Below are 25935 nucleotides of genomic sequence, written 5' to 3' on the forward strand. Positions count from 1 at the left end.
TAACACCCAAACAATTTGTGTGTTGGACGGTGAAGTCGACGAACCGAAAGTTCGTGAGAGCCGCAAATACCTGTCACATACCCGAATCGGGATGAGCGTGAGCGCAAGCCACGAGCATCCGAAAGAATTGCTTGACGACCATAGAGCGTTGGAACCACCTGATCCCATCCCGAACTCAGTAGTGAAACGACGCATCGCCGATGGTAGTGTGGGGTTTCCCCATGTGAGAGTAGGTCATCGTCAAGCACCTATCCCAAAACCCCTGATCAGCCTGGCTGGTCGGGGGTTTTGCTTTGGCGCGGGGAAAACCATTCCCCTGTAGGAGCGCGCCCTGCGCGCGAATCGCGGGCAGGGCCCGCTCCTACGCTTCACCCCTCGCGCCAGGCCTCCCCCTCCTGTAGGAGCGGATCTCATCCGCGATCCGGCCGGCAGGCCGGCGATGCCGTTGGGGCCAGCGGCGGATAACCGCGAACGGTTATTCGCCCTACGTCTGAAATATTCCGTAATAAATACCGTCACATTTCTCCTTCGAGCCCGTCGGTTTTCATCTGGCTGTCACATTGCTTTCATAGAGTCTGCTCGCGCCCCAACGCGTGGCGCCGAATTCCAGCCAGTCGGCCTTTCCCCAAGGAGCAAGGCATGAAACTCAAGCGTTTGATGGCGGCGCTGACCTTCGCCGCCGCCGGCGTGGGCGCTGCCAGCGCTTTCGCGGCGATCGACCCGGCGCTGCCGGACTACCAGAAGACCAGCGGCGTCTCTGGCAACCTGTCCAGCGTGGGCTCGGATACCCTGGCCAACCTCATGACCCTCTGGGCCGAGGAGTACAAGCGCCTGTACCCGAGCGTGAACGTGCAGATCCAGGCCGCTGGCTCCTCCACCGCCCCGCCGGCGCTCACCGAGGGCACCGCCAACCTCGGTCCCATGAGCCGCAAGATGAAGGACGTCGAGCTGCAGGCCTTCGAGCAGAAGTACGGCTACAAGCCCACCGCCGTGCCCGTCGCCGTCGATGCCCTGGCCGTCTTCGTGCACAAGGACAACCCCATCAAGGGTCTGACTATGCAGCAGGTCGACGCCATTTTCTCCGCCACCCGCCTGTGCGGTGCCAAGCAGGACGTGAAGACCTGGAGCGACCTGGGCCTGGGCGGCGACTGGGCCAACAAGCCGGTGCAGCTGTTCGGCCGCAACTCGGTGTCCGGCACCTACGGCTATTTCAAGGAAGAGGCCCTGTGCAAGGGCGACTTCAAGCCCAACGTCAACGAGCAGCCGGGCTCCGCCTCGGTGGTGCAGTCCATCAGCCAGTCGCTCAACGGCATCGGCTACTCCGGCATCGGCTACAAGACCGCCAGCGTGAAGACCGTGGCCCTGGCCAAGAAGCAGGGCGACCCCTACGTCGAGGACAACGAGCAGAACGCGCTGAACGGCACCTACCCGCTGGCCCGCTTCCTCTACGTCTACGTGAACAAGGCGCCGAACAAGCCGCTGGACCCGCTGGAGGCGCAGTTCCTGAAGATGGTGCTGTCCAGGAGCGGCCAGGAAATCGTCGTCAAGGACGGCTATATCCCGCTGCCGTCCAAGGTCGCGGCGAAGGCGGTCAAGGAGCTGGGACTCTAGGTAGCGCCGGCCCGCCAGCCGTCCCTGGGCTGAGCGGTAGGTGATCCGGCCCGTTGGCAGGCAACTGCCGACGGGCTTCGTCTCGTCATCTAAGTGTCATGTTTCTGTCATAGACTGCCGCAAGCGTGTCGCCCCATGAACGACCTGGCCACTTCAGCAATGAGCAACTCTTCCCCCGAGCGGATCGACTTCAATACCCCGACCCTGCGCCGCAAGCGCCGCATGCGCGCCCTCAAGGACCGCCTGACGCGCTGGTACGTGCTGGTCGGCGGGCTGTCGGTGCTGGTGGCCATTACCCTCATCTTCTTCTACCTGGCCTACGTGGTGCTGCCGCTGTTCCGCGGCGCCGAGCTGGATGCCCGCGCCCCCTGGCCCCGGCTTGGCTGAAGGGCGTGCAGGCGCCCCTGCTGCTGAGCATCGAGGAGCAGAACCAGGTCGCCATGCGCGTGGCCGCCGACGGCCAGGTGCTGTTCTTCGACCTGGACAGCGGCGCCGAACTCAGCCGCCAGGCGCTCAAGCTGCCGGCCGGCAGCCAGGTGGTCTCCATCGCCGAGGACCAGCCGGGGCACCCGATGGTGGCGCTCGGCCTGTCCAACGGCCAGGCCCTGGTGTTCCAGCACAGCTACCAGGTCACTTACCCGGACAACCGCAAGACCATCACCCCGCAGGTCGACTACCCCTACGGCGAGACGCCCATCAGCCTCGACCCGCAGGGCCGCGCGCTGGAGCACGTGGCCCTGGCCTCCGACGACGACGGCCTGCTGCTGGCCGCCTCCACCGGCAGCCAGATGTTGCTGCTGAGCCTGACCAGCCAGGAGAACATGCTCACCGGCGAGACCAGCCTGGAGCGGGAAGCCGTGAACCTGCCGCAGATCGCCGACCCGGTGAAGGCGATCTACATGGACCCGCGCAAGCAGTGGCTGTACGTCATCAACGGCCGCGCCCAGGCCGACGTCTTCGACCTGCGCACCCGCCAGCTCAACGGCCGCTACAAGCTGCTCGACCATGCCAACCGCGAGGTCACCGCCAGCGCCCAGCTGCTGGGCGGCATCTCGCTGATGATCGGCAATTCCGACGGCGGCATCAGCCAGTGGTTCATGGCCCGCGACACCGACGGCGAGCCGCGCCTGGCGCACGTGCGCGACTTCCAGCTGGGCAGCAAGCCGATCACCGCCATCGTCCCCGAGCAGCGCCGCAAGGGCTTCGTCGCCCTGGACAGCGCCGGCGAGCTCGGCGTGTTCCACAGCACCGCGCACCGCACCCTGCTGGAACAGCAGGTGGCACCGGCCAGCGGCGTGCTGGCCCTGTCGCCGCGGGCCAACCGCCTGCTGCTGGAGCAGGGCGGCCAACTGCACGGCTTCGACCTGAGCAACCCGCACCCGGAGGTCTCCTGGAACGCGCTCTGGGGCAAGGTCTGGTACGAGAACTACGACAAGCCCCAGTACGTCTGGCAATCCACCGCCGCCACCACCGACTTCGAGCCCAAGCTGAGTCTCGCGCCGCTGACCTTCGGCACCCTCAAGGCGGCCTTCTACGCGATGATCCTGGCCGCCCCGCTGGCCATCGCCGCGGCCGTCTACACCGCCTACTTCATGGCACCGGCCATGCGCCGCAAGGTCAAGCCGGTGATCGAGCTGATGGAAGCGCTGCCGACGGTGATCCTCGGCTTCTTCGCCGGCCTGTTCCTTGCGCCCTACGTCGAAGGCCACCTGCCGGGCATCTTCAGCCTGCTGCTGCTCACCCCGCTGGGCATCCTGCTCGCCGGCCTGCTCTGGAGCCGCCTGCCCGAACGTATCCGCCTGGCGCTGCCGGACGGCTGGGAAGCGGCCATCCTGATCCCCGTGGTGCTCGGCGTCGGCGCCTTCGCCCTGTGGCTCAGCCCGCACCTGGAAACCGCCTTCTTCGGCGGCGACATGCGCCTGTGGATAAGCCACGAGCTGGGCATCACCTACGACCAGCGCAACGCCCTGATCGTCGGCCTGGCCATGGGCTTCGCGGTGATCCCGAACATCTTCTCCATCGCCGAGGACGCCATCTTCAGCGTGCCCCGCAGCCTCACCGACGGCTCCCTGGCCCTGGGCGCCACGCCCTGGCAGACGCTCACCCGCGTGGTGATCCTCACCGCCAGCCCGGGCATCTTCTCGGCGCTGATGATCGGCATGGGCCGCGCGGTGGGCGAGACCATGATCGTGCTGATGGCCACCGGCAACACCCCGGTGATGGACATGAACATCTTCCAGGGCATGCGCACCCTGGCGGCGAACGTGGCAGTGGAAATGCCCGAGTCGGCGGTGGCCAGCACCCACTACCGCGTGCTGTTCCTCTCGGCGCTGGTGCTGCTGACCTTCACCTTCGTGATGAACACCCTGGCCGAGCTGATCCGTCAGCGGCTGCGGAAGAAATACGCGTCGCTCTGACCGGCGTCTGAAGAGGCTCTTTTCGGTGAAACAGAAACAGGATTCGGTGAAAGCCTGGTTCGCCAGCGGTTCTCCCTGGGTATGGATGAACGCCGGCGCGGTTTCCATCGCGGTGATCATGACCCTCGGCCTGCTGGCCGTCATCGCCGTGCGCGGCCTCGGCCATTTCTGGCCGGCCGACGTGCTGGAGGCCCGCTACAGCGTGCCGGGGCAGGAAGCCAGGGTGCTGATCGGCGAAGAAGTGCAGGTCGAGGAAGTGCCGCGCGAGCGCCTGCGCGGCGCCGGCCTGCCGGTGCCCGCCGAAGGCCCGGAGTTCATGACCCGCGAACTGCTCAAGCTGGGCAACCGCGACCTCTACGGCAGCGACTTCTCCTGGGTGATCGGCGACTGGCTCACCGAGCGGCGCTGGCCGCGGGAACTGGTGGCCCTGGAGCGTCGCGAGTGGGGCAACTTCTATGGCTACCTGGTCAGCGTGAAGCAGGACGGCCAGGTGCTGGCCCGGGGCGCCGACGCCATGCCCGAGCTGCAGGCCCGCCTGCGGCGGGTGGAAGGGTTGTACGGCCAGCTCTACCAGCTGGAGAAGAAGGACATCGGCGGCGTCAACCACGAACTGGAGCGCCTGCGCCTGAAGGAGCGCCGCCTGCAGTTGCACGATGGGCTGGACGCCGCCGCCCAGGCCGACCTGGCCGCCGCGCGCGCCGAACTGCAGGGGCGCTACCAGGAATACGAAGGGAAGCTGACGGAGCTGCGCCAGCAGTTCAACCGCGACAGCGTGGTAATGCGCGACGCCGGCGGCCGCGAGCTGGAGATCAGCCTCGGCAAGCTGGTCCACGCCTACCAGCCCAACGCCATGGGCCTGGGCGCCAAGCTGGCGTTCTACTTCAAGAAGCTCTGGGAGTTCCTCAGCGAGGACCCGCGCGAGGCCAACACCGAGGGCGGCATCTTCCCGGCGATCTTCGGCACCGTGATGATGACCCTGGTGATGGCGGTGATCGTCACCCCGTTCGGCGTCATCGCCGCGGTATACCTGCGCGAGTACGCGCGCCAGGGCCTGCTGACGCGGGTGATCCGCATCGCCGTGAACAACCTCGCCGGGGTGCCGGCCATCGTCTACGGCGTGTTCGGCCTGGGCTTCTTCGTCTACGTGCTGGGCGGCTCGATCGACCGGCTGTTCTTCCCCGAGGCCCTGCCGGCGCCGACCTTCGGCACCCCGGGGTTGTTCTGGGCCTCGCTGACCCTGGCGATCCTCGCCGTGCCGGTGGTGATCGTGGCCACCGAGGAAGGCCTGTCGCGCATCCCGCGGGCGATCCGCGAGGGCTCCCTGGCCCTGGGCGCGACCAAGGCCGAGACGCTGTGGAAGATCGTCCTGCCCATGGCCAGCCCGGCCATGATGACCGGCCTGATCCTCGCCGTGGCCCGCGCCGCCGGCGAGGTGGCGCCGCTGATGCTGGTGGGCGTGGTCAAGCTGGCGCCGTCGCTGCCGGTGAACGGCAACTACCCCTACGTGCACCTGGACCAGAAGATCATGCACCTGGGCTTCCACATCTACGACGTCGGCTTCCAGAGCCCCAACGTCGAGGCCGCGCGGCCGCTGGTGTACGCCACCGCGCTGCTGCTGGTGCTGGTGATCGCCCTGCTGAACTTCTCCGCCATCGCCATCCGCAACCGCCTGCGCGAGAAGTACAAGGCGCTGGAAAACTGATCCGCGGCCGCCGCCCGTGCAGGCGGCGGCCCGAGCCTCCAACGGGAGAGACGAGATGCAACAAGAACCCCATCGCCATGGCATCGACCTCGCAGCCCTCGGCCGGCCGATCCGCGAGGGCCTGCGCCTGGACAAGGAAACCGTGGCCCTGGAAGTGCCCGGCCTGAACCTGTTCTACGGCCAGAAGCAGGCGCTGTTCGACATCGCCATGCAGGTCCCCAAGCAGCGCGTGACCGCCTTCATCGGCCCGTCCGGCTGCGGCAAGTCGACCCTGCTGCGCTGCTTCAACCGCATGAACGACCTGGTCGACGATTGCCGCGTGGAAGGCGAGATCCGCCTCGACGGCCACGACATCTTCGCCCGCGGCGTGGACGTGGCCGAGCTGCGCCGCCGCGTCGGCATGGTGTTCCAGAAGCCCAACCCCTTCCCCAAGACCATCTACGAGAACGTGGTCTACGGCTTGCGCATCCAGGGCGTGAACAAGAAGCGCACCCTCGACGAGGCCGTGGAATGGGCGCTCAAGGGTGCAGCCCTGTGGGAGGAGGTGAAGGACCGCCTGCACGAGTCGGCCCTGGGCCTGTCCGGCGGCCAGCAGCAGCGCCTGGTGATCGCCCGTACCATCGCGGTGGAGCCGGAAGTGCTGCTGCTCGACGAACCCTGCTCGGCGCTCGACCCGATCTCCACGCTGAAGATCGAGGAACTGATCTACGAACTGAAATCCAAGTTCACCATCGTGATAGTCACCCACAACATGCAGCAGGCCGCGCGGGTCTCCGACTACACGGCGTTCATGTACATGGGCAAGCTGATCGAGTTCGGCGACACCGACACGCTCTTCACCAACCCGGCGAAGAAGCAGACCGAGGACTACATCACCGGGCGCTACGGCTGAGGGCCAGGCGGCGGTCGCAATAAATCTGCAACCTTCGGCGCGTAGCCTGCAGCTTTCGCGGAGCGAAACCACATGATCAACAAAGAAAGTCTCAGCCATCACATCTCCCAGCAGTTCAACGCCGAGCTGGAGGACGTGCGCAGCCACCTGCTCGCCATGGGCGGGCTGGTGGAGAAACAGGTCAACGACGCGGTCACCGCGCTGATCGACGCCGACTCGGGCCTGGCCCAGCAGGTGCGCGAGATCGACGACCAGATCAACCAGATGGAGCGCAACATCGACGAGGAATGCCTGCGCATCCTCGCCCGCCGCCAGCCGGCGGCCTCCGACCTGCGCCTGATCATCAGCATCTCCAAGTCGGTGATCGACCTCGAGCGCATCGGCGACGAGGCCTCGAAGATCGCCCGCCGCGCCATCCAGCTGTGCGAGGAAGGCGAGTCGCCGCGCGGCTACGTCGAGGTGCGCCACATCGGCGGCCAGGTGCGCAAGATGGTGCAAGAGGCGCTGGACGCCTTCGCCCGCTTCGACGCCGACCTGGCGCTGTCGGTGGCGCAGTACGACAAGACCGTCGACCGCGAATACAAGACCGCCCTGCGCGAGCTGGTGACCTACATGATGGAAGACCCGCGGGCCATCTCCCGCGTGCTCAACGTCATCTGGGCCCTGCGCTCGCTGGAACGCATCGGCGACCACGCGCGCAACATCGCCGAACTGGTGATCTACCTGGTGCGCGGCACCGACGTCCGCCACATCGGCCTGACGCGCATGAAGGAAGAGGTGCAGGGCAAGTCCGATAGCTGAGTCGATTTTCGCGAAAAGCCCCATACGGATTCGCTTTTGCCGCCTGAGCCGAGTGCTCTTCGTAGGATGGGGCGTACCCAGCAGGACCATCGGCGGATAACCGCGAACGGTTATTCGCCCTACGTCGAGGGTGGGTTGGGCGTAGGGCGAATAACGTTCAACGTTATCCGCCGTTTGACCTTGATCCCATGCGCGCTTCGGGGGCGGCCTCGAAGCACCTGTTCCCGGCCAACCCGAGTCCAGTCGAGACGCCGGCCGCCTCAGAAATTCAACGTCAGCATCTCCGCCAACCGCCGCCCCTGCGGATCGCGGGCGCGGCTGTTGTGCTTCAGCGCCTGCTGCAGGCAATGGATGAAATGCCGCGAGGTCGCGTCCAGCCCCTGGTCGCGCAGGCGGATGATGCTGATATCCCCATCCGGCAACGGCTCCTCTAGCTCCAGGGCCCGTGCGCCGCTGCGCAACGGTTCGCAGAGCAGCATCGGCTGCGGGGCGTAGCCGAGCAGGCCGGCATCCACGATCAGGCTGCTGAGCATGCCCGAGGAATGGGCGCAGACGATGCGCTCGCGGGCGATCTGCAGGCCGTGCTGGCCGAAGAGCTCGTAGGTGGTCTCGGCGTAGCGGTCGTCGGTGAAGTTCATCGTCCAGTCGTGGTCCAGCAGCTGCTTCAGCGAGCGCGCCACGGCCAGCGGGTGGTCGTTGCGGGCCACCACCTGCATGCGGTAGTACGCCAGGGGCTGGTGCACGAACTCCGCGCCCTGGAGGATGCACGCCGGGCCCAGGACGAACTGCATGCGGCCCGTGCGCAGCAGCGGCAGGATCAGCGCCTGCAACCCCTCGTACAGCTCCAGCTGGACGTGCGGCATATCCTTGCGGAAGGCCTGCAGGGCCTCGCCCAGCAGGGTCTGGCCGAACCAGGGGGTGACGCCGACGCAGAGCGACGCCGCGCCCTCGCCGCGCAGGCTGGCCAGCTCCTGGCGGGCGCTTTCCAGCTGGGTGGCGATCTGCCGGGCGCGGGGCAGCAGCACCTGCCCGGCGGTGGTCAGGCGGGCGCCGCCGGCGTGCCGCATCAGCAACGGCAGCCCCTGTTCCTCCTCCAGCTCGCGCAGGGCGCGGGTCACCGCGGCCTGGCTGAGGCCCAGGCCACGGGCCGCGGCGCGGATGCCGCCGCCGTCCGCCACTGCTACCAGGGCCTGCAACTGATGCAGTTTCAAGGTGGGTCCCCCCTCCGAACACCGGAGATCGTCACGACAACATTTTTTTGGCTTATGCGCAGCGGGCGCCAGCGCTAGGGTAATTCACGCCTAGCGCACCGGCCGGTCCAGGCATCGATCCAGTCCAATCCCACAAGAAAACAGGAGCGAGCCGATGAACAAAGCCTGCATCGCGCCGGGCATAGCCGCTATCGTCCCGGAAATGGTCGAACTGCGCCGGGCCATCCATGCCGAACCCGAACTGGGTTTCGAAGAGTACTCCACCCGCGAGCGGGTCATCGAGCGGCTGCGCGCCTGGGGCTACGAGGTGGCCGAGATGGCCGGCACCGCGGTGATCGGCACCCTGCGCAACGGCCCCGGCCCGGCGCTGGGCCTGCGCGCGGAGCTGGACGCGCTGCCCATCCAGGAACAGAGCGGGTTGCCCTGGAGCAGCCAGGTGCCCGGCAAGATGCACGCCTGCGGCCACGACGGGCACACCGCCATGCTCCTGGCCGCGGCCTGCGAGCTGGCCCGCGAGCGCAGCTGGCGCGGCACCCTGCACCTGTTCTTCCAGCCCGCCGAGGAAGGCCATGGCGGCTCCGGGGCCAAGCGCATGCTCGACGAGGGCGTGCTGCAGCGCTTCCCCTGCGACGCCCTGTTCGCCATGCACAACCTGCCCGGCCTGGCCGAGGGGCGCTTCATGGTCATGCCGGGGCCGTGCATGGCCTCGGCCGACAGCCTGACGATCCTCATCCACGGCCGCGGCGGCCACGGCGCCATGCCCCAGCAGACGGTGGACCCGATCCTGGCCGGCGCGACGCTGGTCACCGCCCTGCAGAGCCTGGTGTCGCGCAACGTGCCGCCGTCCGAGGCGGCGGTGCTCACCGTCGGCGCCTTCCTGGCCGGCGACGCCAGCAACGTGATCCCCGACAGCGCCGAACTGCGCCTGAGCGTGCGCGCCCTGAGCCCGCAGGTGCGCGAACTGCTGCTGCGGCGCATCGGCGAGCTGGCGCGGCAGCAGGCGGGCAGCTTCGGCGCCCGCGCCGAAATCGAGGTCGAGGCGGACGGCTACCCGGTGCTGGTCAACGACGTCGAGTGCGCGGAACTGGTCCGCCAGCTGGTCCTCGACTGGCTCGGCGAGGACGGCCTGGTGCCCGACCCGCGGCCGATCCACGCCAGCGAGGACTTCGCCTTCTGGCTGGAGCAGGTGCCCGGCTGCTACCTGATGATCGGCAATGGCGACGGCGAGGGCGGCTGCGCGGTGCACAACCCCGGGTACGACTTCAACGACCGCATCCTGCCGCTGGGCGCGACCCTCTGGGTGCGCCTGGCGCAGCGCTTCCTGGCCTGAACCCTCCAGACGAGCAGGGAATACCGACATGACAACAAGAACGACTTCCTTCGCTGTGAGTGCCGAACCCTCCCGCGCCGGGCGCACCCGCGCCATCGCCGCGGTATGCCTGGGCAACGCCCTGGAGTTCTACGACTTCCTCGTCTACAGCCTGCTCGCCACGCTGATGGCGCGGCTGTTCTTCCCCTTCGGGGAAAACCCGCTGACGTCCCTGCTGCTGTCCTTCGCGGTGTTCGGCACCGGCTTCGTCATGCGCCCGCTGGGCGGCCTGGTGATCGGCCTGTACGCCGACCGTGTCGGGCGCAAGGCGGCGATGCGCCTGACGCTGTGGCTGATGGCCCTGGGCGCGCTGCTGTTCACCCTGGCGCCGACCTACGCCCAGGCCGGGCTGTTCGGGCCGCTGGTGGTCATACTCGCGCGGCTGCTGCAGGGCTTCGCCGTCGGCGGCCAGGTGGGGACCGCCACCACCATCCTGATGGAGTACGCCGGGGCCGGCTCGCGGGCTTTCTATTGCAGCTGGCAGGTGTTCAGCCAGAGCCTGGGCGTGCTCATGGGGGCACTGGTGGTGCTGGCCCTGAGCAACCTGCTCAGCGCCGAGGCCATGGACGCCTGGGGCTGGCGGGCGGTCTTCGCGGTGGGCATCCTGGCCATCCCGATCAGCGAATACATCCGCCACCGCCTGGAGGAAACCCTGCCCGCCCAGGCGCAGGGCGACCGCCAGCCGGCGCCGGCCAGCCAGGGCCTGGCGCTGCTGTGCCGGCACCCGCGCCAGCTGGTCACCGGCGTGCTGCTGGTGACCGGCGTCTCGGTGCCGGTCTACATCACCCAGTTCTACCTGGCCAACCACGCCATCGGCGTGCTCGGCATGCCGCTGGGCGTCGCTACCTGGGCGGCGGTGGTGAGCTGCCTGCCGTCGCTGCTGCTGGCGCCCCATGCCGGGCGCCTGAGCGACCGCATCGGCCGGCGCCGCTCGATCTTCTGGCCGCTGCCGATCCTGCTGCTGGCGATCTACCCGGCGTTCCTGCTGCTCAACCACTCCCCGAGCCTCGCTACGCTGCTGCTGATCGTGGGGCTGCTCAACATCCCGCTGACCTACTGCATGGTGGCTTCCCTGGCGATCCTGCCCGAGCTGTTCCCGGCGGCGATCCGCGCCACCGGGCTGTCGGTCACCTACTGCGTGGGCGTGGCGCTGTTCGGCGGCTTCGCGCAATTCTTCGCCGCCGGGCTGATCGGCCTGACCGGTAGCCCGAACGCGCCGGCCTGGTACATGGTCGGGGCCATCCTGCTGTGCCTGGCCGGGTTGCGCATGGCGCCGGAAACCGCCGGGCGAACGCTGGATTGAGTGACGGACGTGTCCGACCGGTCACGCCGGCATGGCATCCTGCCAGCGCCCGAGGCTATCCTTCGCCTTGGCGTTCCAGGGAGTCGACGATGAGCAAGGTCAGTGTTCTGGTGGTGGATGATGCACCCTTCATCCGCGACCTGGTGAAGAAGGGGTTGCGCGACCATTTTCCGGGGTTGCGCATAGAGGAGGCGGTGAACGGCCGCAAGGCCCAGCAGCACCTCGCCCGCCACGCGGTCGACCTGATCCTCTGCGACTGGGAGATGCCGGAGATGTCCGGCATCGAACTGCTCGGCTGGTGCCGCGCCCAGGCGCCGCTGAAGGACGTGCCCTTCATCATGGTGACCAGCCGCGGCGACAAGGAGAACGTGGTCCAGGCCATCCAGGCCGGGGTGTCGGACTACATCGGCAAGCCCTTCTCCAACGACCAGCTGGTGAGCAAGGTGCGCAAGGCCCTGAGCCGCAGCGGCAAGCTCGACACGCTGCTGGCCTCGGCGCCGCAGCGGAGCCTGGCCGGCGGCCCGCCGAACGACTCCCTCGCCGCCCTCACCGGCGGCAAGGCCGAGGTGGTGCGCCCCACGGCCGCGCCGGCCGCAGCCCCGCCCCGGCACGCCCGGCGCCTGCTGCCGCACCGGCCGCCGCCGCCGCTGCACGGGGCAAGGGCCAGGGCCAGTTGCGCCTGCCCAACGCCAGCCTGCCCTGCGTGATCCGTGGGCTCAGCCTGAAGGAGGCGCAACTGGTGGTGAAACGCGGCCAGGTGCTGCCGCAGGTGCTGGAAACCGCAGTGCTGGACCTGGAGGAAGACAACGAGGTGGCGCGCCTGAACGGCTACCTGCACTCGGTGGCGGCGCTGGAGCCCAAGCCCGACAGCGAGTGGCTGCTGCTGTTGCTGCGCTTCGTCGACCAGGACCCGCAGAAGCTCGACTACCTGTCGCGGCTGATCGCCCGCGGCAGCACCCAGAAGCACTACGTCCCCGGCGCCTGAGGCCTGCTTCACAGCCCGACGGCCGGCGGCTCGCCGCTGCCGGGCGCGGCTGCTAGTCTTGCTGGCGTCGAATACCTATAACCAGAGTCGACATGCTAGGGCGCCTTTTCTTCCTTTGTGGCCTATGGATGGCCACGGGGCCGGCTGCGGCCGTGACCATCTACAAATACGTCGACGCCAATGGCGTGGTCACCTACACGGACAAGGCCGTGGCGGGTGCGCAGGTGTTCGTCTTCCGCGACCGCATGGTCGAGCACCTGGAGCAGCAGGTGAAGCTGCAGACGCTCAGGCACGACGGCTTCGAGACCCTGCAGGTGCGCAATGACCTCTACGCGCCGGTGGAGGTGGAGCTGAGCGTGAACGCCGCGCAGAACGCCGTGGGCGCGCCGGAGCGGCCGATCCGCTGGGTGCTGGCGCCGCGCAGCGCCATCCGCCTGGCCACGCTGAGCCCGCGCGATGCGTCGCGGCCGATGCAGTACAAGCCCAGGCTGCGCTACGCCCTGGGCGACCCGCGCCTGCAGCCGGTGCCCTACGACTATCCGCTGCCCTGGCGCGGCGGGCCCTTCCGCCTGAGCCAGGGCGCCAACGGCAAGTACAGCCACTTCACCCCCAAGAGCCGCTACGCGCTGGACATCGCCATGCCCGAGGGCACGCCCATCGTGGCCGCCCGCGGCGGTACCGTGGTGAAGGTGGAGAACGCCCAGAGCGGCCGTGGCAACAACCCTTCCGGCAACTTCGTGCGCATCCTCCACGACGACGGCACCATGGGTGTCTACCTGCACCTGATGCGTGGCTCGGTGCTGGTCAGCGAGGGCCAGCGCGTCGGCGTCGGCACGCCCCTGGCGCGCTCGGGCAACACCGGCAACAGCAGCGGCCCGCACCTGCACTTCGTGGTGCAGCGCAACGTCGGCCTGGCGCTGGAATCCATCCCCTACGACTTCGCCCAGCCGGTGGGCACCCTGCCGAACTTCGCGGTGGTCAAGGAGTAGCCAGCTTCCCGGCGAAGGCCGCGCGCAGGTCGGTGGTCGGCGGCGGGGCGAAGCGCAGGCGCTCGCCCATGCCGCGCAGGTAACTCTCCAGGCAGGCACAGGCGCGCTGTGCGTCACCTTCGCCGAGGGCTTCGAGCATTTCCCCCTGTTGCCGGCAGCTGTCCAGGGTGTGGGCCTGGCCGCGACCGAGGGCGATGCTCACCGCCAGGCGCTCCAGCAGCGGGCCCAGCAGGTCGGGCAGCAGGGGGTTGGCGGACAGCTGCGCCAGGCGCAGGTGCAGGCGCCGGGCCAGGTCCTGCGCGCCCAGCGCGTCGCCTGCGGCCAGGCACCGGCGCTGGGCGGCGAGCAGGTCGCGCAGTTCCGCCAGGCGCTCGCCGTCCAGGTTCCCGGCCAGGCGCCGGAGCATGTCGCTTTCCAGCAGCAGGCGGGTTTCCAGCAGTTGCCGCAGGTGCTGCGGGTCGGGGCGGGCGACGCTGGCGATGCGCCGTGGCGCCAGTTCCACCGCGCCTTCCCGGGCCAGGCGCTGCAGGGCGCGACGCACGCTGCTGGGGCCGGCATGGAAGATCCGCCCGAGGGTTTCCTGGCTGAGCGGCGCGGCGGGGCGCAGGCGCCGCGAGAGGATGGCCGCGTGCAGGTCCTCGTAGATCCGCTGGGCCTGGCCCCGGCGGCGCGGGCCCGTTTCGCCGTTCATCGCCCCGTCCCCGCTTCCGGCACGCGCAGCACCAGGTTCAGGCGCAGGCCTTCGTTGAGAATGTGCTGGCGCATGGCCTGGCTGGCGCCTTCGCTGTCGTGCTGGCGGATGGCGCGGACGATGGCCTCGTGCTCGGCCAGCAGTTCCTCGGCGTGGGCGGCGTTGCGCTGGATGAGGTGGTCGCTCTGCTCCAGGGCGCCGCCGATCTGCTGCGAGACGCTGAGGAAGATCGGGTTGGAGGTCAGCGCCACCAGCTTGCGGTGGAAGGCGTTGTAGGCCTCGACCAGGGCGGCGGTGCGGCCGTCCTCCACCGCTTCGCGCATGTCCAGCAGCAGCAGGCGCAGGCGGCCGAGGGAATCGCTGTCGATGCTCTGCGCCACCAGTCCGGCGATGAAGGGCTCCAGGGCGTAGCGCAGTTGCAGCACGTCCTCCAGGGTGGCGGTGGCCGGGGCGCGGATCTCGCGCAGGGCGCCTTCCTCGCGTTCCAGCACCAGCACCCCCTTGCCGGGCAGCGAACGGACCACGCCGAGGGTCTCCAGCACGGTGATGGCTTCACGCAGGCTCGGCCGGCTGATTTCCAGCTGCTCGGCCAGTTCGCGCTGGCCCGGCAGCATCTGGCCGGCCGCCCAGCGCCCCTGTTCGATGGTGTCTAGCAGTTTCTGAACCACTGAATTGACCAGCTTGGATGAGGAAAACATGGTGACTCCTGAGGCAGTAAGTAGGAGGGGCCCATCCGGCCCCACCATTGCGCACCGCACCCATGGATGCGGTACGCGTGGCGGCTGTGGTCAGCCGCGCAGTTCGCCCTTGCTCGAGGCGGGCGTCACATTCTGGGTGGCGCCGGGTTCGCCAGTCAGTACCGCCCGGGTGCGTTGCAGGTCGATGTCGTTTTCCCAGCGGGCGATGACCACGGTGGCGACGCAGTTGCCGATCAGGTTGGTCAGCGCCCGGCCGATGCCCATGAACCAGTCCACCGAGAGCACCAGCACCAGGCCGGCGGCGGGGATGGCCGGTACCGCGGCGAGGGTGGCGGCGAGGATCACCAGGGCCGAGCCGGGGATGCCGTGGGCGCCCTTGGAGGTTACCAGCGACACCAGCAGGATGGTCAGCAGGTCGCTGATGGCCAGCGGCGTGCCGGTGGCGTGGGCGATGAACACCACCGCCAGGGTCAGGTAGATGGAGAAGCCGTCGAGGTTGAAGGAGTAGCCGGTGGGGATCACCAGGCCCACGGTGGAGCTGCGGATGCCCATGTTCTCCAGCTTGCGCATCACCTGCGGCAGCACGGCATCGGAAGAGGCGGTGCCGAGGACGATCAGCAGTTCCTCGCGGAAGTAGCGCAGGAACGGCCGCAGGCGCACGCCGCTCAGGCGCAGCACGGTGCCCAGCACCAGGCACACGAAGACGATGCAGGTGAGGTAGAACACCAGCACCAGGGCGCCCAGGTGGCTCAGCGACTCCAGGCCGTAGCGGCTGGTGGTGAAGGCCACCGCGCCGAACACGCCCAGCGGCGCCAGGCGCACGATCATGCCCATGATGCGGAAGACCACGTGGCTGAACTCGTTGATCAGCCGCGCCACGCCGCTGGCCTGTTCACCCACCAGGTTCAGGGCGCTGCCGAACAGCACGGCGAACACCAGCACCTGGAGGATGTCGTTGTTGGCGAAGGCGCTGAACACCGAGGTGGGGATCAGGCCCATGATGAAGTCCACCGGCCCGTGGATGTCCTTGGTGTGCGCGGTGTAGGTCGCGGCATCGCCGGCGGAGAGGCCGTTCAGGTCGATGTTGGCGCCGCTGCCCAGGCCGCTGCCGTAGGCCACCAGCAGGCCGAGGAGGAGGGCGAGGGTGGTGAGGATCTCGAAATAGACCACCGACTTCAGGCCGATGCGCCCGACCTTCTTCAGGTCGCCCGCGCCGGAGATGCCGTTGACCACCACGCAGAACACGATGAGCGCGATGAGCATCTTGATCAGCTTGATGAAGCCGTCGCCCAGCGGCTTGAGCTGGGCCGAGAAGTCCGGAAGGCCGACACCGAACAGCACGCCGAGGGCCAGGCCGAGCACCACTTGCAGGAAGATCGAGCGGGAACAGCGGTGGATGAGCATTGGGGGGTCTCCGTTGTCTGCGCCCGTCCGCATCCACGAGGGAGGGCTGAGGCGCGCAGTTATTGTTCTGGTATTACCGGTCAGACCAGTTCAGGGTATGCCCATGGGGCGCCGCCGGCAAGTGCGGAGTGGGGGATGGTGCGACGAATGGTTCCGGGGAAGGGGGAATTAGAGGGGGTTAAGGCTCTAGGGCAGTGCTCTTGCGGGGGATGGATTCTGTCCGGGGCAGTCGGCAGGGTGATTCAACTGGTCAGACCGGTATGGGTGGCGAGTCCAATCGCGGACGGAGTCCGCTCCTACAGTCCCAGGAAACACCGTGTAGGAGCGGACTTTGTCCGCGATTGGCGGATAACGCCGTAGGCGTTATGCGCCCTACGAAAACACCGCCATGGCTCCATGCCCTGGCTTGCAGCTTGCAGCTTGCAGCTTGCAGCTTGCAGCCGCTTCAATCCAACTTCACCACCTTGGCCAAAACGATCTTCGGCCCCTTCATCTTCTTCACGATGATGCGCAGGCCGTCGGCTTCCAGCACTTCTTCCTCTTCCGGCACGCGCTTGAGGGTCTCGTAGATCAGGCCGGCGAGGGTGTCCGCCTCGATGTGGTCGAGGTCGATGCCCAGCAGGCGCTCTACCTTGAACAGCGGGGTGTCGCCGCGCACCAGCAGCTTGCCCGGCTGGTAGGCGAGGATGCCGCGCTCGGTCTTGCGGTGCTCGTCCTGGATGTCGCCGACCAGCACTTCCAGCACGTCTTCCATGGTCAGGTAGCCGATCACCTTGTGGTCGGCCTCCTCCACCAGGGCGAAGTGCGCGCCGCCCTGGCGGAACTGCTCCAGCAGGCGCGACAGCGGCATGTGCTTGGTCACCAGCTCCAGCGGGTGGGCCAGCTCGTCGAGGTCGATGGTTTCCGGCTGGCTGTCGGTGGTCGCCAGTTCCAGCAGCAGGTCCTTGATGTGCAGCAGGCCGGTGAACTCGCCCTTCTCGGCGTCGAACACCGGGTAGCGGCTGTACTTGTGCCGGCGGATGGTCGCCAGCACGTCGGCCAGCGGCGCGTGGCGTTCCAGGTAGACCAGGTCTTCGCGGGAGTTGGCCCAGTCCACCACTTCCAGCTCGCCCAGCTCCACCGCCGAGGCCAGCACGCGCATGCCCTGGTCGCTGGGGTCCTGGCCGCGGCTGGAGTGCAGGATCAGCTTGAGCTCCTCGCGGCTGTAGTGGTGCTCGTGGTGCGGGCCCGGCTCGCCCTGGCCGGCGATCTTGAGGATGGTGTTGGCGCTGGCGTTGAGCAGCCAGATGGCCGGGTACATCAGCCAGTAGAACAGGTACAGCGGCACCGCGGTCCACAGCGACAGCAGCTCCGGCTTGCGGATCGCCCAGCTCTTGGGGCCAGCTCGCCGACCACGATGTGCAGGTAGGAGATGATGAAGAAGGCGCTGAAGAAGGACACGCCGCGGATGACTTCCTCGGAATGCACGCCCACCGCGGCCAGCAGCGGCTCCAGCAGCTCGGCGAAGGCCGGCTCGCCGACCCAGCCCAGGCCCAGGGAGGCCAGGGTGATGCCCAGCTGGCAGGCGGAGAGGTAGGCGTCGAGCTGGTTGTGCACCTTGCGCAGGATGCTGCCGCGCCAGCCGTGCTGCTTGGCGATGGTCTCCACGCGGGTGGAGCGCAGCTTGACCATGGCGAACTCGGCGGCGACGAAGAAGCCGTTGAGCAGGACGAGGAGAAGGGCGAAGAGTACGAGGCCGAAATCGGCGAAATAGGTCAGCAATTCGCTACTGGGGGAAGGGTCCATGGTTCTGTTGGCTGATGAATGAGCGAGTAAGCATGGCGGCAGCGTGCGGCCGTGGCAAGACGACGTTGGTTCAGGCGACCTGCTGCCGGGGGAAGTGGCAGACGAAACTGCTGCCCTTGCCCGGCACGCTGCTGATGTCCAGGGTGGCGCGGTGGCGGATCAGCACGTGCTTGACGATGGCCAGGCCCAGGCCGGTGCCGCCGGTGCTGGCGTTGCGGCTGGAGTCCACGCGGTAGAAGCGTTCGGTCAGGCGCGGCAGGTGCTTGGGGTCGATGCCGATGCCGCTGTCCTGCACCGCCAGGTGCGCGCCCTGCTCGTCGCCCCACCAGCGGATGCGGATCTCGCCGCCCTCGGGGGTGTACTTCACCGCGTTGAACACCAGGTTGGAGAAGGCGCTGCGCAGCTCCGCCTCGCTGCCCTTGAGCTTCACCTTCGGGTCGGCCTCCAGGCTGATGCGGTGCTCGCGGGCGCCGGACAGCGCCTGGGCGTCGTTGCGGATGGCCAGCAGCATCAGGTCCACCGCCACCGGCTTGTTGTCCGCTGGGTAGTCGGTGGCCTCCAGCTTGGCCAGCAGCAGCAGGTCGTTGAGCAGGCCCTGCATGCGCGCGGCCTGCTGCTGCATCTGCTGCAGGGCGCGGGCCCAGCGCGGGTTGATGTTCTCGGCGTTGTCGAGGAAGGTCTCAAGGTAGCCGGCGATCACCGTCAACGGCGTGCGCAGCTCGTGGGAGACGTTGGCGACGAAGTCCTTGCGCATCTGCTCCAGGCGCTGCACGCGGGTGACGTCGCGGGCCAGCATCAGGTGCTCGCCGTTGCCGTAGAGGGTGATCTGGAACTGCAGCAGCAGCTTGTCGTCCACTGGCGAGGGCATGTCCAGCGGCTCCTGGTAGTCGCCGCGGGCGAAGTATTCCTTGAAGCGCGGGTTGCGGATCAGGTTGGTCACCGCCTGGCCGCCGTCCTGCGGGCTCTTCAGGCCGAGCAAGCGTTCGGCGGCGAGGTTCCACCACTCCAGGTTGCCGTCGGCGTCGAGCATGACCACCGCATCGCGCAGCGCCGCGGTGGACTCCTGCATGCGGTCGATCACTGCCTGCAGGCGTCCGCGGGCGCGCTGGTTGCGCCGCTGCAGGTGGTAGATGCTGTCGAACACCTCGCCCCACAGGCCGTAGCCGTCCGGCGGCGGTTCGTCCTCGCGGTGGTTCTTCAGCCATTTGTGCAGGCGCAGCACCTGCCAGAGGGTCCAGCCGAGGTAGATGCCCAGGCAGCCTGCCAGGGCCCAACCGTATTGCCCGCTCACCACGCCGATCAGCGCGGCGGCGACTATCAGCAGTAGCAGATGGCGGATCAGGGCGCCACGCCAGTCTTGGTTCACCAGGTCCTTTCCTTGTGAATATCAGGCGCGGGGGCGCGGTCAGCTCTTGGTGGAGAAACGATAGCCGGTTCCACGGACCGTCTGCACCAGGTTCTCGTAGACCTCGCCCAGGGCCTTGCGCAGGCGGCGGATGTGCACGTCGACGGTGCGCTCCTCGACGTAGACGTTGCCGCCCCACACCTGGTCGAGCAACTGGCCGCGGGTGTAGGCGCGCTCCTGGTGGGTCATGAAGAACTGCAGCAGGCGGTACTCGGTGGGGCCCATCTCGGCCGGCCTGCCGTCGATGGTGACGCGGTGGCTGATGGGGTCGAGCATCAGGCCGCCGACCTCGATCGGCGTCTCGCTGTCGCCGGCGCCGGTGCGGCGCAGCACCGCCTTCAGCCGCGCCACCAGCTCGCGCGGCGAGAAGGGCTTGGTGATGTAGTCGTCGGCGCCGACCTCCAGGCCCTGGATCTTGTTGTCCTCCTCGCCCTTGGCGGTGAGCATGATGATCGGGATGTCCTGGGTCATCTCGTCGCGCTTCAGGCGCCGCGCCAGCTCGATGCCGGAGGTGCCCGGCAGCATCCAGTCGAGCAGGATCAGGTCCGGCTTGCGGTCGACGATGGTGGCGTGGGCCTGCTGCGCGTTCTCCGCCTCCAGGCATTCGTAGCCGGCCATCTCCAGGGCCACGGCGATCATCTCGCGGATCGGCGCTTCGTCGTCAACGATGAGGATTGTCTTGCCAACCATGGTCTCGCCTCGGGAATTCTGTACTGCGCCGCATTAGATAACGGAATTATTACAGCGATGTGACGCGGGCATGTTAGCCGAGGCACATGCCCGGCGGGTGGCGGGGCGCTCTACTATGCTGATGTGACCGCCCCCACCGGGCGGCCCCACGCGCGTTCCCGGGGCCGTTGTGACGGCCTGCCCGACCTGCCGCCGTTTCCGGCCGCGCCTCCCTTGCGAGTCCGACCTCAGAAGAGGAGATTCACGATGAATTGCAAACACCTGGCGCTGGCCCTGTGCCTGGCGCTGCCGGCCATGGCGGCGCAGGCGGCGGAACCGGCGACCACCAAGAACGGCACGCTGGTCGATGCCAAGGGCATGACGCTGTACACCTTCGACAAGGACAGCGGCGGCAAGTCGGTGTGCAACGACAAGTGCGCGCAGAACTGGCCGCCCCTGGCCGCCGAGACCGGCGCCATGGCCAGCGGCGACTGGAGCGTGATCACCCGCGACGACGGCACCCAGCAGTGGGCCTACAAGGGCAAGCCGCTGTACACCTTCGTCCAGGACAAGGCCGCCGGCGAGGTGAAGGGCGACGGCAAGATGAACGCCTGGCACATCGCCAAGCCGTGATGCGGCGGGGGATACCCCTGTAGGAGCGGGCCCTGCCCGCGATTCGCGCGCAGGGCGCGCTCCTACAGGGAGCACGGGGCGTAGGGCGATACATCCTGCTCTTGTAGGAGCGAGCTTGCTCGCGAACCGCATGGCACCGCATTTGTTCGCGAGCAAGCTCGCTCCTACAGGAAGCCGTGCCTTGCCCGTAGGGTAGGCGCCAGGCTCAGCGCAGCGCGTAATCCACCACGGTACCGACGAAGATCGCCAGGCCCGCCCAGTGGTTGTGCAGGAAGGCCTTGAAGCAGGCCTGCGGGTCGCGGTCGCGGGTGGAGTGGAATTCCCAGGCGAAGCAGCCGGCGGCCACCACCAGGCCGGCGTAGAACCACAGGCCCATGTGCAGCTTGCCGGCGGCCAGCACCAGCAGCAGGAGCATCAGGCCCTGCAGGCTGAGGTTGATCACCCGGTCGGCGTCGCCGAAGAGGATGGCGGTGGATTTCACCCCGATCTTCAGGTCGTCCTCGCGGTCGGTCATGGCGTAGTAGGTGTCGTAGGCCACCGTCCACAGCACGTTGGCGAAGAACAGCAGCCAGGCCGCGGCCGGCAGCGTGCCGCTGGCGGCGGTGAAGGCCATGGGGATGCCCCAGGAGAAGGCCGCGCCCAGCACCACCTGCGGGTAGTAGGTGTAGCGCTTCATGAAGGGGTAGAGCGCGGCGATGGCGGCGCCGCCGAAGGACAGCCAGATGGTCTGCTCGTTGGTGCACAGCACCAGCACGAAGCTGGAGGCCAGCAGGCTGAAGAAGGCGATCCAGGCCTCGCTCGTGGTGATCTTCCCGGTGGCCAGGGGCCGCGCCTTGGTGCGCGCCACGTGGCCGTCGAAGTCGCGGTCGGCGAAGTCGTTGATCACGCAGCCGGCGGCGCGCATCAGCACGGTGCCGAGGACGAAGATCACCAGGTTCTTCAGGCTGGGCAGGCCGCCGCTGGCCATCCACAGCGCCCACAGCGTCGGCCACAGCAGCAGGTAGATGCCGATGGGCTTGTCCATGCGCGTCAGCTGGATGAAGTCCCAGGCGCGGGGGTGCAGGCGGGCGAGGGGTTTGATCAGGGCGGCGAACATGGCGGGCTCCGACGGACGATCGGAGGATTATACGGCCTCGACTCCGGCAGCGCGCCACAGGCGCGGCAGGAACACCTCGGCCACCAGCACGCCCAGGCGGTCGCGGCGGAAGCACGAGCGGCGGCCCCAGAGCAGCACGCGGCGCACTTCCAGGGGCAGGAAGGGCGCGGGGTACAGGCACACCTCGATGACGTCGCGGCGGAAGGCGCTGTCGCTGAACAGCAGCTCGCCGAGCGAGCGCCTGCCCAACTGCGCCAGGTCGAAGCCCGAGGCCTCCAGGGCCGAGCGGGCCGCCACGCTGCGGGCGAAGACCCACGGCTGGCCGTGGCCGCGCAGGTAGACCTCGCGTACCCAGCCCTGGCTGTGGCTGGGCACGCCCAGGGCGGTGCACTCGTCGTTGCGCAGCACCTGCCAGCCTTCCAGCAGCGGTTCGACGCTGAAGGCGCCTTCGGCGAGGGCGGTGAGGCGGCGGGTCAGGGAGCCCTGGTCGAACAGCCAGTCGTGCACGGCGGGTTCGACGTTCGCCGGCAACTGGTCTTCGTTGAGCCAGTTCGGCAGAGGTACGGAAAGGTCGGACACGGGAATTCAACGCTGACGTAGGACCGCCGCAGGGTACCACGGATCGATGATCGTTAGCCTGCGACCTATCGCCCCCCGCGCCTCATTCCCAGCCCTGCAGGCGCATGGTGGCGCGGACCAGGCGCTGCTCCTCCTGCTCGATCTCGCGCAGGTTGTCGCGGATGCTGTGGATATGTTCGCGGGCGGCGCGCTGGGCCTGGTCCGGCAGGCGCTCGACGATGGCGTTGTACAGGCGCGTGTGCTGGCGGTCGATCTGCCGCTTCTGCAGCGGCCGGTGGTAGAGGTTGTTCACCGAGGCGAACACGGTGCTGAGCATCAGTTCGCTGAGCGACTGCAGGGTGTGCACCAGCACCGGGTTGTGCGAGGCCTCGCTGATCGCCCGGTGGAAGGCGTGGTCGCGGCGGGCGTGTTCGCGCGGGTCCGGCGGCGGCGTCTCGCTCTGGGCCAGGAGCATCTCCTCGTAGCGGCGCTTGAGCAGGATCAGGTCGGCATCGGTGGCGCGCAGCGCGGCCAGGCGCGCCGACTCGCCTTCCAGCAGGGCGCGCACCTCCAGCAGGTCGTAGAGGGTCCGTGGCTGCGAGGCGAACAGGTGCATCAGCGGCGTGGCGTCGTTGGCCCGGCTGAGGTCGGCGACGAAGGAGCCGCGGCCCTGCTCGGTGTCGATGATGCCGCGCCCGCGCAGGATGCGCAGGCCCTCGCGCAGCGCCGAGCGCGAGCAGCCGAGCTTGTCCACCAGGCGCCGCTCCGAGGGCAGGGCCTGGCCGACCTTGAGCACGCCATCGACGATCAGCCGCTCGATGCGCTCGGCCACCTGGTCGGCGACCCGCGCGCGGGCGCCGCTGCTTTGGCTTTCCATTCGTCCTCCAACTGGTCCTACCAGTTCGAATGCATGGCGCCACTCTAGACCACCCGATGCGCTTTGATAAGGCCGCTGAACGGCCTCCTGGCCGAAAGTCGAGTGTCTAAACTGGTAGGACCAGTGCTGCGGCAACTGGACGCAGGTTCGTCCGACGGTCCAGTCTGCGCCGACCTGAGACCCGTCAGTCCAGCAGCCGCCCCGGTTCGCCGGGGCGGCGCCACCCATAAGAAAAACCACCGTGTGAGACCCGATGAACATCCTCTACGATGAGCGCCTCGACGGCGCACTGCCGAAGGTGGACAAGGCCGCGCTGCTCGCCGAGATGCGCGCCGCGCTGCCGGACCTGGAGATCCTCCACGAGGCCGAGGACCTGCGCCCCTACGAGTGCGACGGCCTCTCCGCCTACCGCAGCACGCCGATGCTGGTGGTGCTGCCCGAACACGTCGAGCAGGTGCAGACCCTGCTGCGCCTGTGCCACCGCATGCAGGTCCCGGTGGTCGCCCGTGGCGCCGGCACCGGCCTGTCCGGCGGCGCGCTGCCGCTGGAGCAGGGCGTGCTGCTGGTGATGGCGCGCTTCAAGCGCATCCTCGAGGTCAACCCCGAAGGCCGCTATGCCCGGGTGCAGCCCGGCGTGCGCAACCTGGCCATCTCCCTGGCCGCCGCGCCCCACGGCCTGTACTACGCGCCGGACCCGTCGTCGCAGATCGCCTGCTCCATCGGCGGCAACGTCGCCGAGAACGCCGGCGGCGTGCACTGCCTGAAGTACGGCCTGACGGTGCACAACCTGCTCAAGGTGGACATCATCACCGTCGACGGCGAACGCCTGACCCTGGGCTCCGACGCCCTCGACAGCCCGGGCTTCGACCTGCTGGCGCTGTTCACCGGCTCCGAGGGTATGCTCGGCGTGGTGGTCGAGGTGACCGTCAAGCTGCTGCCCAAGCCGCAGGTGGCCAAGGTGCTGATGGCCAGCTTCGACGACGTCGAGAAGGCCGGCCGCGCGGTCGGCGACATCATCGCCGAAGGCATCATCCCCGGCGGCCTGGAGATGATGGACAACCTGTCGATCCGCGCCGCCGAGGACTTCATCCACGCCGGCTACCCGGTGGACGCCGCGGCCATCCTGCTGTGCGAGCTGGACGGCGTGGAATCCGACGTCCACGAGGACTGCGAGCTGGTCGATGCGGTGCTGCGCAAGGCCGGCGCCACCGACGTGCGCCTGGCCCGCGACGAGGACGAGCGCGCCAGGTTCTGGGCCGGGCGCAAGAACGCCTTCCCGGCGGTGGGGCGCATTTCCCCGGACTACTACTGCATGGACGGCACCATCCCGCGCCGCGAGCTGCCGCGCGTGCTCAACGGCATCAGCGAACTGTCCGAGGAGCACGGCCTGCGCGTGGCCAACGTGTTCCACGCCGGCGACGGCAACATGCACCCGCTGATCCTCTTCGATGCCAACGTCCCCGGCGAGCTGGAGCGCGCCGAGGCCCTGGGCGGGAAGATCCTCGAACTCTGCGTGGCGGTGGGCGGCAGCATCACCGGCGAGCACGGCGTGGGCCGCGAGAAGATCAACCAGATGTGCGCCCAGTTCAACGCCGAGGAGCTGACCCTGTTCCACGCGGTGAAGGCCGCCTTCGACCCCCAGGGCCTGCTCAACCCCGGCAAGAACATCCCGACCCTGCATCGCTGCGCCGAGTTCGGCGCCATGCACATCCACCACGGCCAACTGCCGTTCCCGGAACTGGAGCGCTTCTGATGCAGACCCAGCACTTCGACCCCCAGGCCGGCCACGACCGCAGCGCCGAGCTGCTCGAACAGGTGCGCCAGGCCCTGGCGGAAAAGACCGCCCTGGCCATCCGCGGCGGCTCCAGCAAGGCCTTCCTCGGCCGCTGGGTGGAGGCCCGCCCGCTGGACGTGGCCGGGCACACCGGGATCGTCTCCTACGATCCCACCGAGCTGGTGATCACCGCCCGCGCCGGCACCCCGCTGCGCGAGCTGAACGCCGCACTGGACAGCGCCGGGCAGATGCTCGCCTGCGAGGCGCCCTGTTTCACCGACAACGCCACGGTCGGCGGCATGCTCGCCGCCGGGCTGTCCGGCCCGCGCCGGCCCTGGGCCGGCGCGGTGCGCGATTTCGTCCTGGGCACGCGGCTGATCAGCGGCCTGGGCACCCACCTGCGCTTCGGCGGCGAGGTGATGAAAAACGTCGCCGGCTACGACCTGTCGCGCCTGCTGGCCGGCAGCTTCGGTTGCCTGGGCGTGATCACCGAAGCCTCGTTCAAGGTCCTGCCCAAGCCGCGCTGCCGCATCAGCCTGCGCCAGGAAATCCCCCTGGAGCGCGCCCTGCTGCGCCTCGGCGAATGGGGCCAGCAGCCGCTGCCGCTGAGCGCCGCGGCCCACGACGGCAAGCACCTGTACCTGCGCTTCGAAGGCAACGAAGGCTCGGTGCGCGCCGCCTGCGACCGCATCGGCGGCGAGGCCCTGGACGACGCCTGGTGGGACGACCTGCGCGAACAGCGCCTGGACTTCTTCCGCGACCCGCGGCCGCTCTGGCGCCTGTCGCTGCCGGCGCTCAGCGCGCCGCTGGCGCTACCCGGCGAGCAACTGCTGGACTGGGGCGGCGCGCAGCGCTGGCTGAAGCCCGAGGCTGGCGCCGCGGAGATCCGCCAGGCGGTGAGCGCCGTCGGCGGCCACGCCACCTGCTTCACCCCGGGCCAGGTCGACGACCCGCTGCACCCGCTGCCGGCGCCCCTGCTCAAGCTGCACCGCTCGCTGAAGCGCCAGCTCGACCCGCAGGGCATCTTCAACCCCGGGCGCATGTACGCCGACTTCTGACGCGGAT

21 protein-coding genes, 1 rRNA gene and 2 pseudogenes are annotated in these 25935 nt (G+C 68.5%); 14 read left to right on the forward strand and 10 right to left on the reverse strand.

What is annotated here, in order from left to right; genetic code table 11:
• The first annotated feature begins 130 nt into the window (after nucleotides 1-130).
• The 7 genes from rrf (at nucleotide 131) to phoU (ending at nucleotide 7423) form a co-directional block, all read left to right on the forward strand.
• A 5S ribosomal RNA gene (gene rrf, locus PKO50_RS31585) occupies nucleotides 131-246 on the forward strand.
• 393 nt (nucleotides 247-639) lie between these two features.
• Nucleotides 640-1611, forward strand: coding sequence for a phosphate ABC transporter substrate-binding protein PstS (locus PKO50_RS31590; RefSeq protein ID WP_109937048.1), 972 nt, complete (start codon nucleotides 640-642; stop codon nucleotides 1609-1611).
• A 135-nt stretch (nucleotides 1612-1746) separates the two neighbouring features.
• Nucleotides 1747-1998: a hypothetical protein gene (locus tag PKO50_RS31595; protein WP_275630571.1), complete on the forward strand. Its 252-nt coding sequence runs from the start codon at nucleotides 1747-1749 to the stop codon at nucleotides 1996-1998.
• The gene (locus PKO50_RS31600) at nucleotides 1995-4028 is read left to right on the forward strand and encodes an ABC transporter permease subunit (protein WP_275630556.1); all 2034 of its coding nucleotides are present in this window, start codon (nucleotides 1995-1997) and stop codon (nucleotides 4026-4028) included. The genes PKO50_RS31595 and PKO50_RS31600 overlap by 4 nt, the downstream gene beginning before the upstream one ends.
• 25 nt (nucleotides 4029-4053) lie before the next feature.
• Nucleotides 4054-5730, forward strand: coding sequence for a phosphate ABC transporter permease PstA (pstA, locus tag PKO50_RS31605; protein ID WP_275628211.1), 1677 nt, complete (start codon nucleotides 4054-4056; stop codon nucleotides 5728-5730).
• Between the two features lie 55 nt (nucleotides 5731-5785).
• Nucleotides 5786-6622 (forward strand): phosphate ABC transporter ATP-binding protein PstB, encoded by an 837-nt coding sequence (gene pstB, locus PKO50_RS31610; protein WP_109937051.1) that lies wholly within the window; start codon nucleotides 5786-5788, stop codon nucleotides 6620-6622.
• A 72-nt stretch (nucleotides 6623-6694) separates the two neighbouring features.
• Nucleotides 6695-7423, forward strand: coding sequence for a phosphate signaling complex protein PhoU (gene phoU, locus PKO50_RS31615; RefSeq protein WP_009614205.1), 729 nt, complete (start codon nucleotides 6695-6697; stop codon nucleotides 7421-7423).
• Between the two features lie 260 nt (nucleotides 7424-7683).
• On the opposite strand, the gene PKO50_RS31620 is transcribed toward phoU, so the two are convergent.
• Nucleotides 7684-8634 (reverse strand): LysR substrate-binding domain-containing protein, encoded by a 951-nt coding sequence (locus PKO50_RS31620; RefSeq protein WP_275628212.1) that lies wholly within the window; start codon nucleotides 8632-8634, stop codon nucleotides 7684-7686.
• 154 nt (nucleotides 8635-8788) lie between these two features.
• On the opposite strand from PKO50_RS31620, the gene PKO50_RS31625 reads away from it, so the two are divergent.
• The 4 genes and pseudogenes from PKO50_RS31625 to PKO50_RS31640 all read left to right on the forward strand — a co-directional run bounded on the left by PKO50_RS31625 (nucleotide 8789) and on the right by PKO50_RS31640 (nucleotide 13280).
• Complete coding sequence (locus PKO50_RS31625) at nucleotides 8789-9964, forward strand: M20 aminoacylase family protein (RefSeq protein ID WP_275628213.1); 1176 nt, start codon at nucleotides 8789-8791, stop codon at nucleotides 9962-9964.
• 28 nt (nucleotides 9965-9992) lie between these two features.
• Nucleotides 9993-11306 carry an MFS transporter gene (locus PKO50_RS31630; protein ID WP_275628214.1) on the forward strand — a complete coding sequence of 438 codons (1314 nt, stop codon included), beginning with the start codon at nucleotides 9993-9995 and terminating at the stop codon, nucleotides 11304-11306.
• An 89-nt stretch (nucleotides 11307-11395) separates the two neighbouring features.
• Nucleotides 11396-12291, forward strand: a pseudogene (locus PKO50_RS31635) (response regulator).
• A gap of 92 nt (nucleotides 12292-12383) precedes the next feature.
• Nucleotides 12384-13280, forward strand: a complete 897-nt coding sequence (locus PKO50_RS31640) for a peptidoglycan DD-metalloendopeptidase family protein (protein ID WP_089390716.1) — start codon at nucleotides 12384-12386, stop codon at nucleotides 13278-13280.
• Here PKO50_RS31640 and PKO50_RS31645 read toward each other — a convergent pair.
• The 6 genes and pseudogenes from PKO50_RS31645 to phoB all read right to left on the reverse strand — a co-directional run bounded on the left by PKO50_RS31645 (nucleotide 13270) and on the right by phoB (nucleotide 19953).
• Nucleotides 13270-13971: a GntR family transcriptional regulator gene (locus tag PKO50_RS31645; protein WP_275628215.1), complete on the reverse strand. Its 702-nt coding sequence runs from the start codon at nucleotides 13969-13971 to the stop codon at nucleotides 13270-13272. The two genes, PKO50_RS31640 and PKO50_RS31645, sit on opposite strands and share 11 nt — an antisense overlap.
• Nucleotides 13968-14669: a FadR/GntR family transcriptional regulator gene (locus PKO50_RS31650; RefSeq protein WP_275628216.1), complete on the reverse strand. Its 702-nt coding sequence runs from the start codon at nucleotides 14667-14669 to the stop codon at nucleotides 13968-13970. The genes PKO50_RS31645 and PKO50_RS31650 overlap by 4 nt, the downstream gene beginning before the upstream one ends.
• 90 nt (nucleotides 14670-14759) lie before the next feature.
• Nucleotides 14760-16073: a C4-dicarboxylate transporter DctA gene (locus PKO50_RS31655; RefSeq protein WP_275628217.1), complete on the reverse strand. Its 1314-nt coding sequence runs from the start codon at nucleotides 16071-16073 to the stop codon at nucleotides 14760-14762.
• A 445-nt stretch (nucleotides 16074-16518) separates the two neighbouring features.
• A pseudogene (locus PKO50_RS31660) lies at nucleotides 16519-17858 on the reverse strand (hemolysin family protein).
• A gap of 70 nt (nucleotides 17859-17928) precedes the next feature.
• Entirely contained in the window at nucleotides 17929-19224 is a 1296-nt protein-coding gene (gene phoR, locus PKO50_RS31665; RefSeq protein WP_275628218.1) for a phosphate regulon sensor histidine kinase PhoR, read from the reverse strand.
• A 39-nt stretch (nucleotides 19225-19263) separates the two neighbouring features.
• On the reverse strand, nucleotides 19264-19953 hold the full coding sequence (gene phoB, locus PKO50_RS31670) for a phosphate regulon transcriptional regulator PhoB (protein WP_089390722.1): 690 nt from the start codon (nucleotides 19951-19953) through the stop codon (nucleotides 19264-19266).
• A gap of 246 nt (nucleotides 19954-20199) precedes the next feature.
• Between phoB and PKO50_RS31675 the strand changes: the two genes are divergently transcribed.
• On the forward strand, nucleotides 20200-20565 hold the full coding sequence (locus tag PKO50_RS31675; protein ID WP_275628219.1) for a hypothetical protein: 366 nt from the start codon (nucleotides 20200-20202) through the stop codon (nucleotides 20563-20565).
• A 205-nt stretch (nucleotides 20566-20770) separates the two neighbouring features.
• Here PKO50_RS31675 and ubiA read toward each other — a convergent pair whose 3' ends face one another.
• The 3 genes from ubiA to glcC form a co-directional block, all read right to left on the reverse strand.
• Nucleotides 20771-21661, reverse strand: coding sequence for a 4-hydroxybenzoate octaprenyltransferase (ubiA, locus tag PKO50_RS31680; protein ID WP_275628220.1), 891 nt, complete (start codon nucleotides 21659-21661; stop codon nucleotides 20771-20773).
• 27 nt (nucleotides 21662-21688) lie between these two features.
• Nucleotides 21689-22219 (reverse strand): chorismate lyase, encoded by a 531-nt coding sequence (locus tag PKO50_RS31685; protein WP_089390916.1) that lies wholly within the window; start codon nucleotides 22217-22219, stop codon nucleotides 21689-21691.
• A 103-nt stretch (nucleotides 22220-22322) separates the two neighbouring features.
• Nucleotides 22323-23096 (reverse strand): transcriptional regulator GlcC, encoded by a 774-nt coding sequence (gene glcC, locus PKO50_RS31690; RefSeq protein ID WP_109937178.1) that lies wholly within the window; start codon nucleotides 23094-23096, stop codon nucleotides 22323-22325.
• Nucleotides 23097-23349: 253 nt separating this feature from the next.
• Between glcC and glcD the strand changes: the two genes are divergently transcribed.
• A complete protein-coding gene (gene glcD / locus PKO50_RS31695) occupies nucleotides 23350-24849 on the forward strand; it encodes a glycolate oxidase subunit GlcD (RefSeq protein ID WP_275628221.1) in 1500 nt (499 codons plus the stop codon).
• Complete coding sequence (gene glcE / locus PKO50_RS31700) at nucleotides 24849-25928, forward strand: glycolate oxidase subunit GlcE (protein ID WP_109937176.1); 1080 nt, start codon at nucleotides 24849-24851, stop codon at nucleotides 25926-25928. The genes glcD and glcE overlap by 1 nt, the downstream gene beginning before the upstream one ends.
• Nucleotides 25929-25935: the final 7 nt, after the last annotated feature.

The organism is Pseudomonas sp. 273, from assembly GCF_029201425.1.
GTDB classification, from domain to species: Bacteria; Pseudomonadota; Gammaproteobacteria; order Pseudomonadales; family Pseudomonadaceae; genus Pseudomonas; species Pseudomonas delhiensis.

Coding starts and splice junctions, on each gene's coding strand:
- PKO50_RS31625 (WP_275628213.1), top strand. CDS start 8,789: ATGAACAAAGCCTGCATCGCGCCGGGCATAGCCGCTATCGTCCCGGAA.
- phoU (WP_009614205.1), top strand. CDS start 6,695: ATGATCAACAAAGAAAGTCTCAGCCATCACATCTCCCAGCAGTTCAAC.
- PKO50_RS31595 (WP_275630571.1), top strand. CDS start 1,747: ATGAACGACCTGGCCACTTCAGCAATGAGCAACTCTTCCCCCGAGCGG.
- PKO50_RS31630 (WP_275628214.1), top strand. CDS start 9,993: ATGACAACAAGAACGACTTCCTTCGCTGTGAGTGCCGAACCCTCCCGC.
- PKO50_RS31655 (WP_275628217.1), bottom strand. CDS start 16,073: ATGCTCATCCACCGCTGTTCCCGCTCGATCTTCCTGCAAGTGGTGCTC.
- PKO50_RS31645 (WP_275628215.1), bottom strand. CDS start 13,971: ATGAACGGCGAAACGGGCCCGCGCCGCCGGGGCCAGGCCCAGCGGATC.
- glcE (WP_109937176.1), top strand. CDS start 24,849: ATGCAGACCCAGCACTTCGACCCCCAGGCCGGCCACGACCGCAGCGCC.
- phoB (WP_089390722.1), bottom strand. CDS start 19,953: ATGGTTGGCAAGACAATCCTCATCGTTGACGACGAAGCGCCGATCCGC.
- pstB (WP_109937051.1), top strand. CDS start 5,786: ATGCAACAAGAACCCCATCGCCATGGCATCGACCTCGCAGCCCTCGGC.
- PKO50_RS31590 (WP_109937048.1), top strand. CDS start 640: ATGAAACTCAAGCGTTTGATGGCGGCGCTGACCTTCGCCGCCGCCGGC.
- PKO50_RS31640 (WP_089390716.1), top strand. CDS start 12,384: ATGCTAGGGCGCCTTTTCTTCCTTTGTGGCCTATGGATGGCCACGGGG.
- PKO50_RS31675 (WP_275628219.1), top strand. CDS start 20,200: ATGAATTGCAAACACCTGGCGCTGGCCCTGTGCCTGGCGCTGCCGGCC.
- PKO50_RS31650 (WP_275628216.1), bottom strand. CDS start 14,669: ATGTTTTCCTCATCCAAGCTGGTCAATTCAGTGGTTCAGAAACTGCTA.
- glcD (WP_275628221.1), top strand. CDS start 23,350: ATGAACATCCTCTACGATGAGCGCCTCGACGGCGCACTGCCGAAGGTG.
- ubiA (WP_275628220.1), bottom strand. CDS start 21,661: ATGTTCGCCGCCCTGATCAAACCCCTCGCCCGCCTGCACCCCCGCGCC.
- glcC (WP_109937178.1), bottom strand. CDS start 23,096: ATGGAAAGCCAAAGCAGCGGCGCCCGCGCGCGGGTCGCCGACCAGGTG.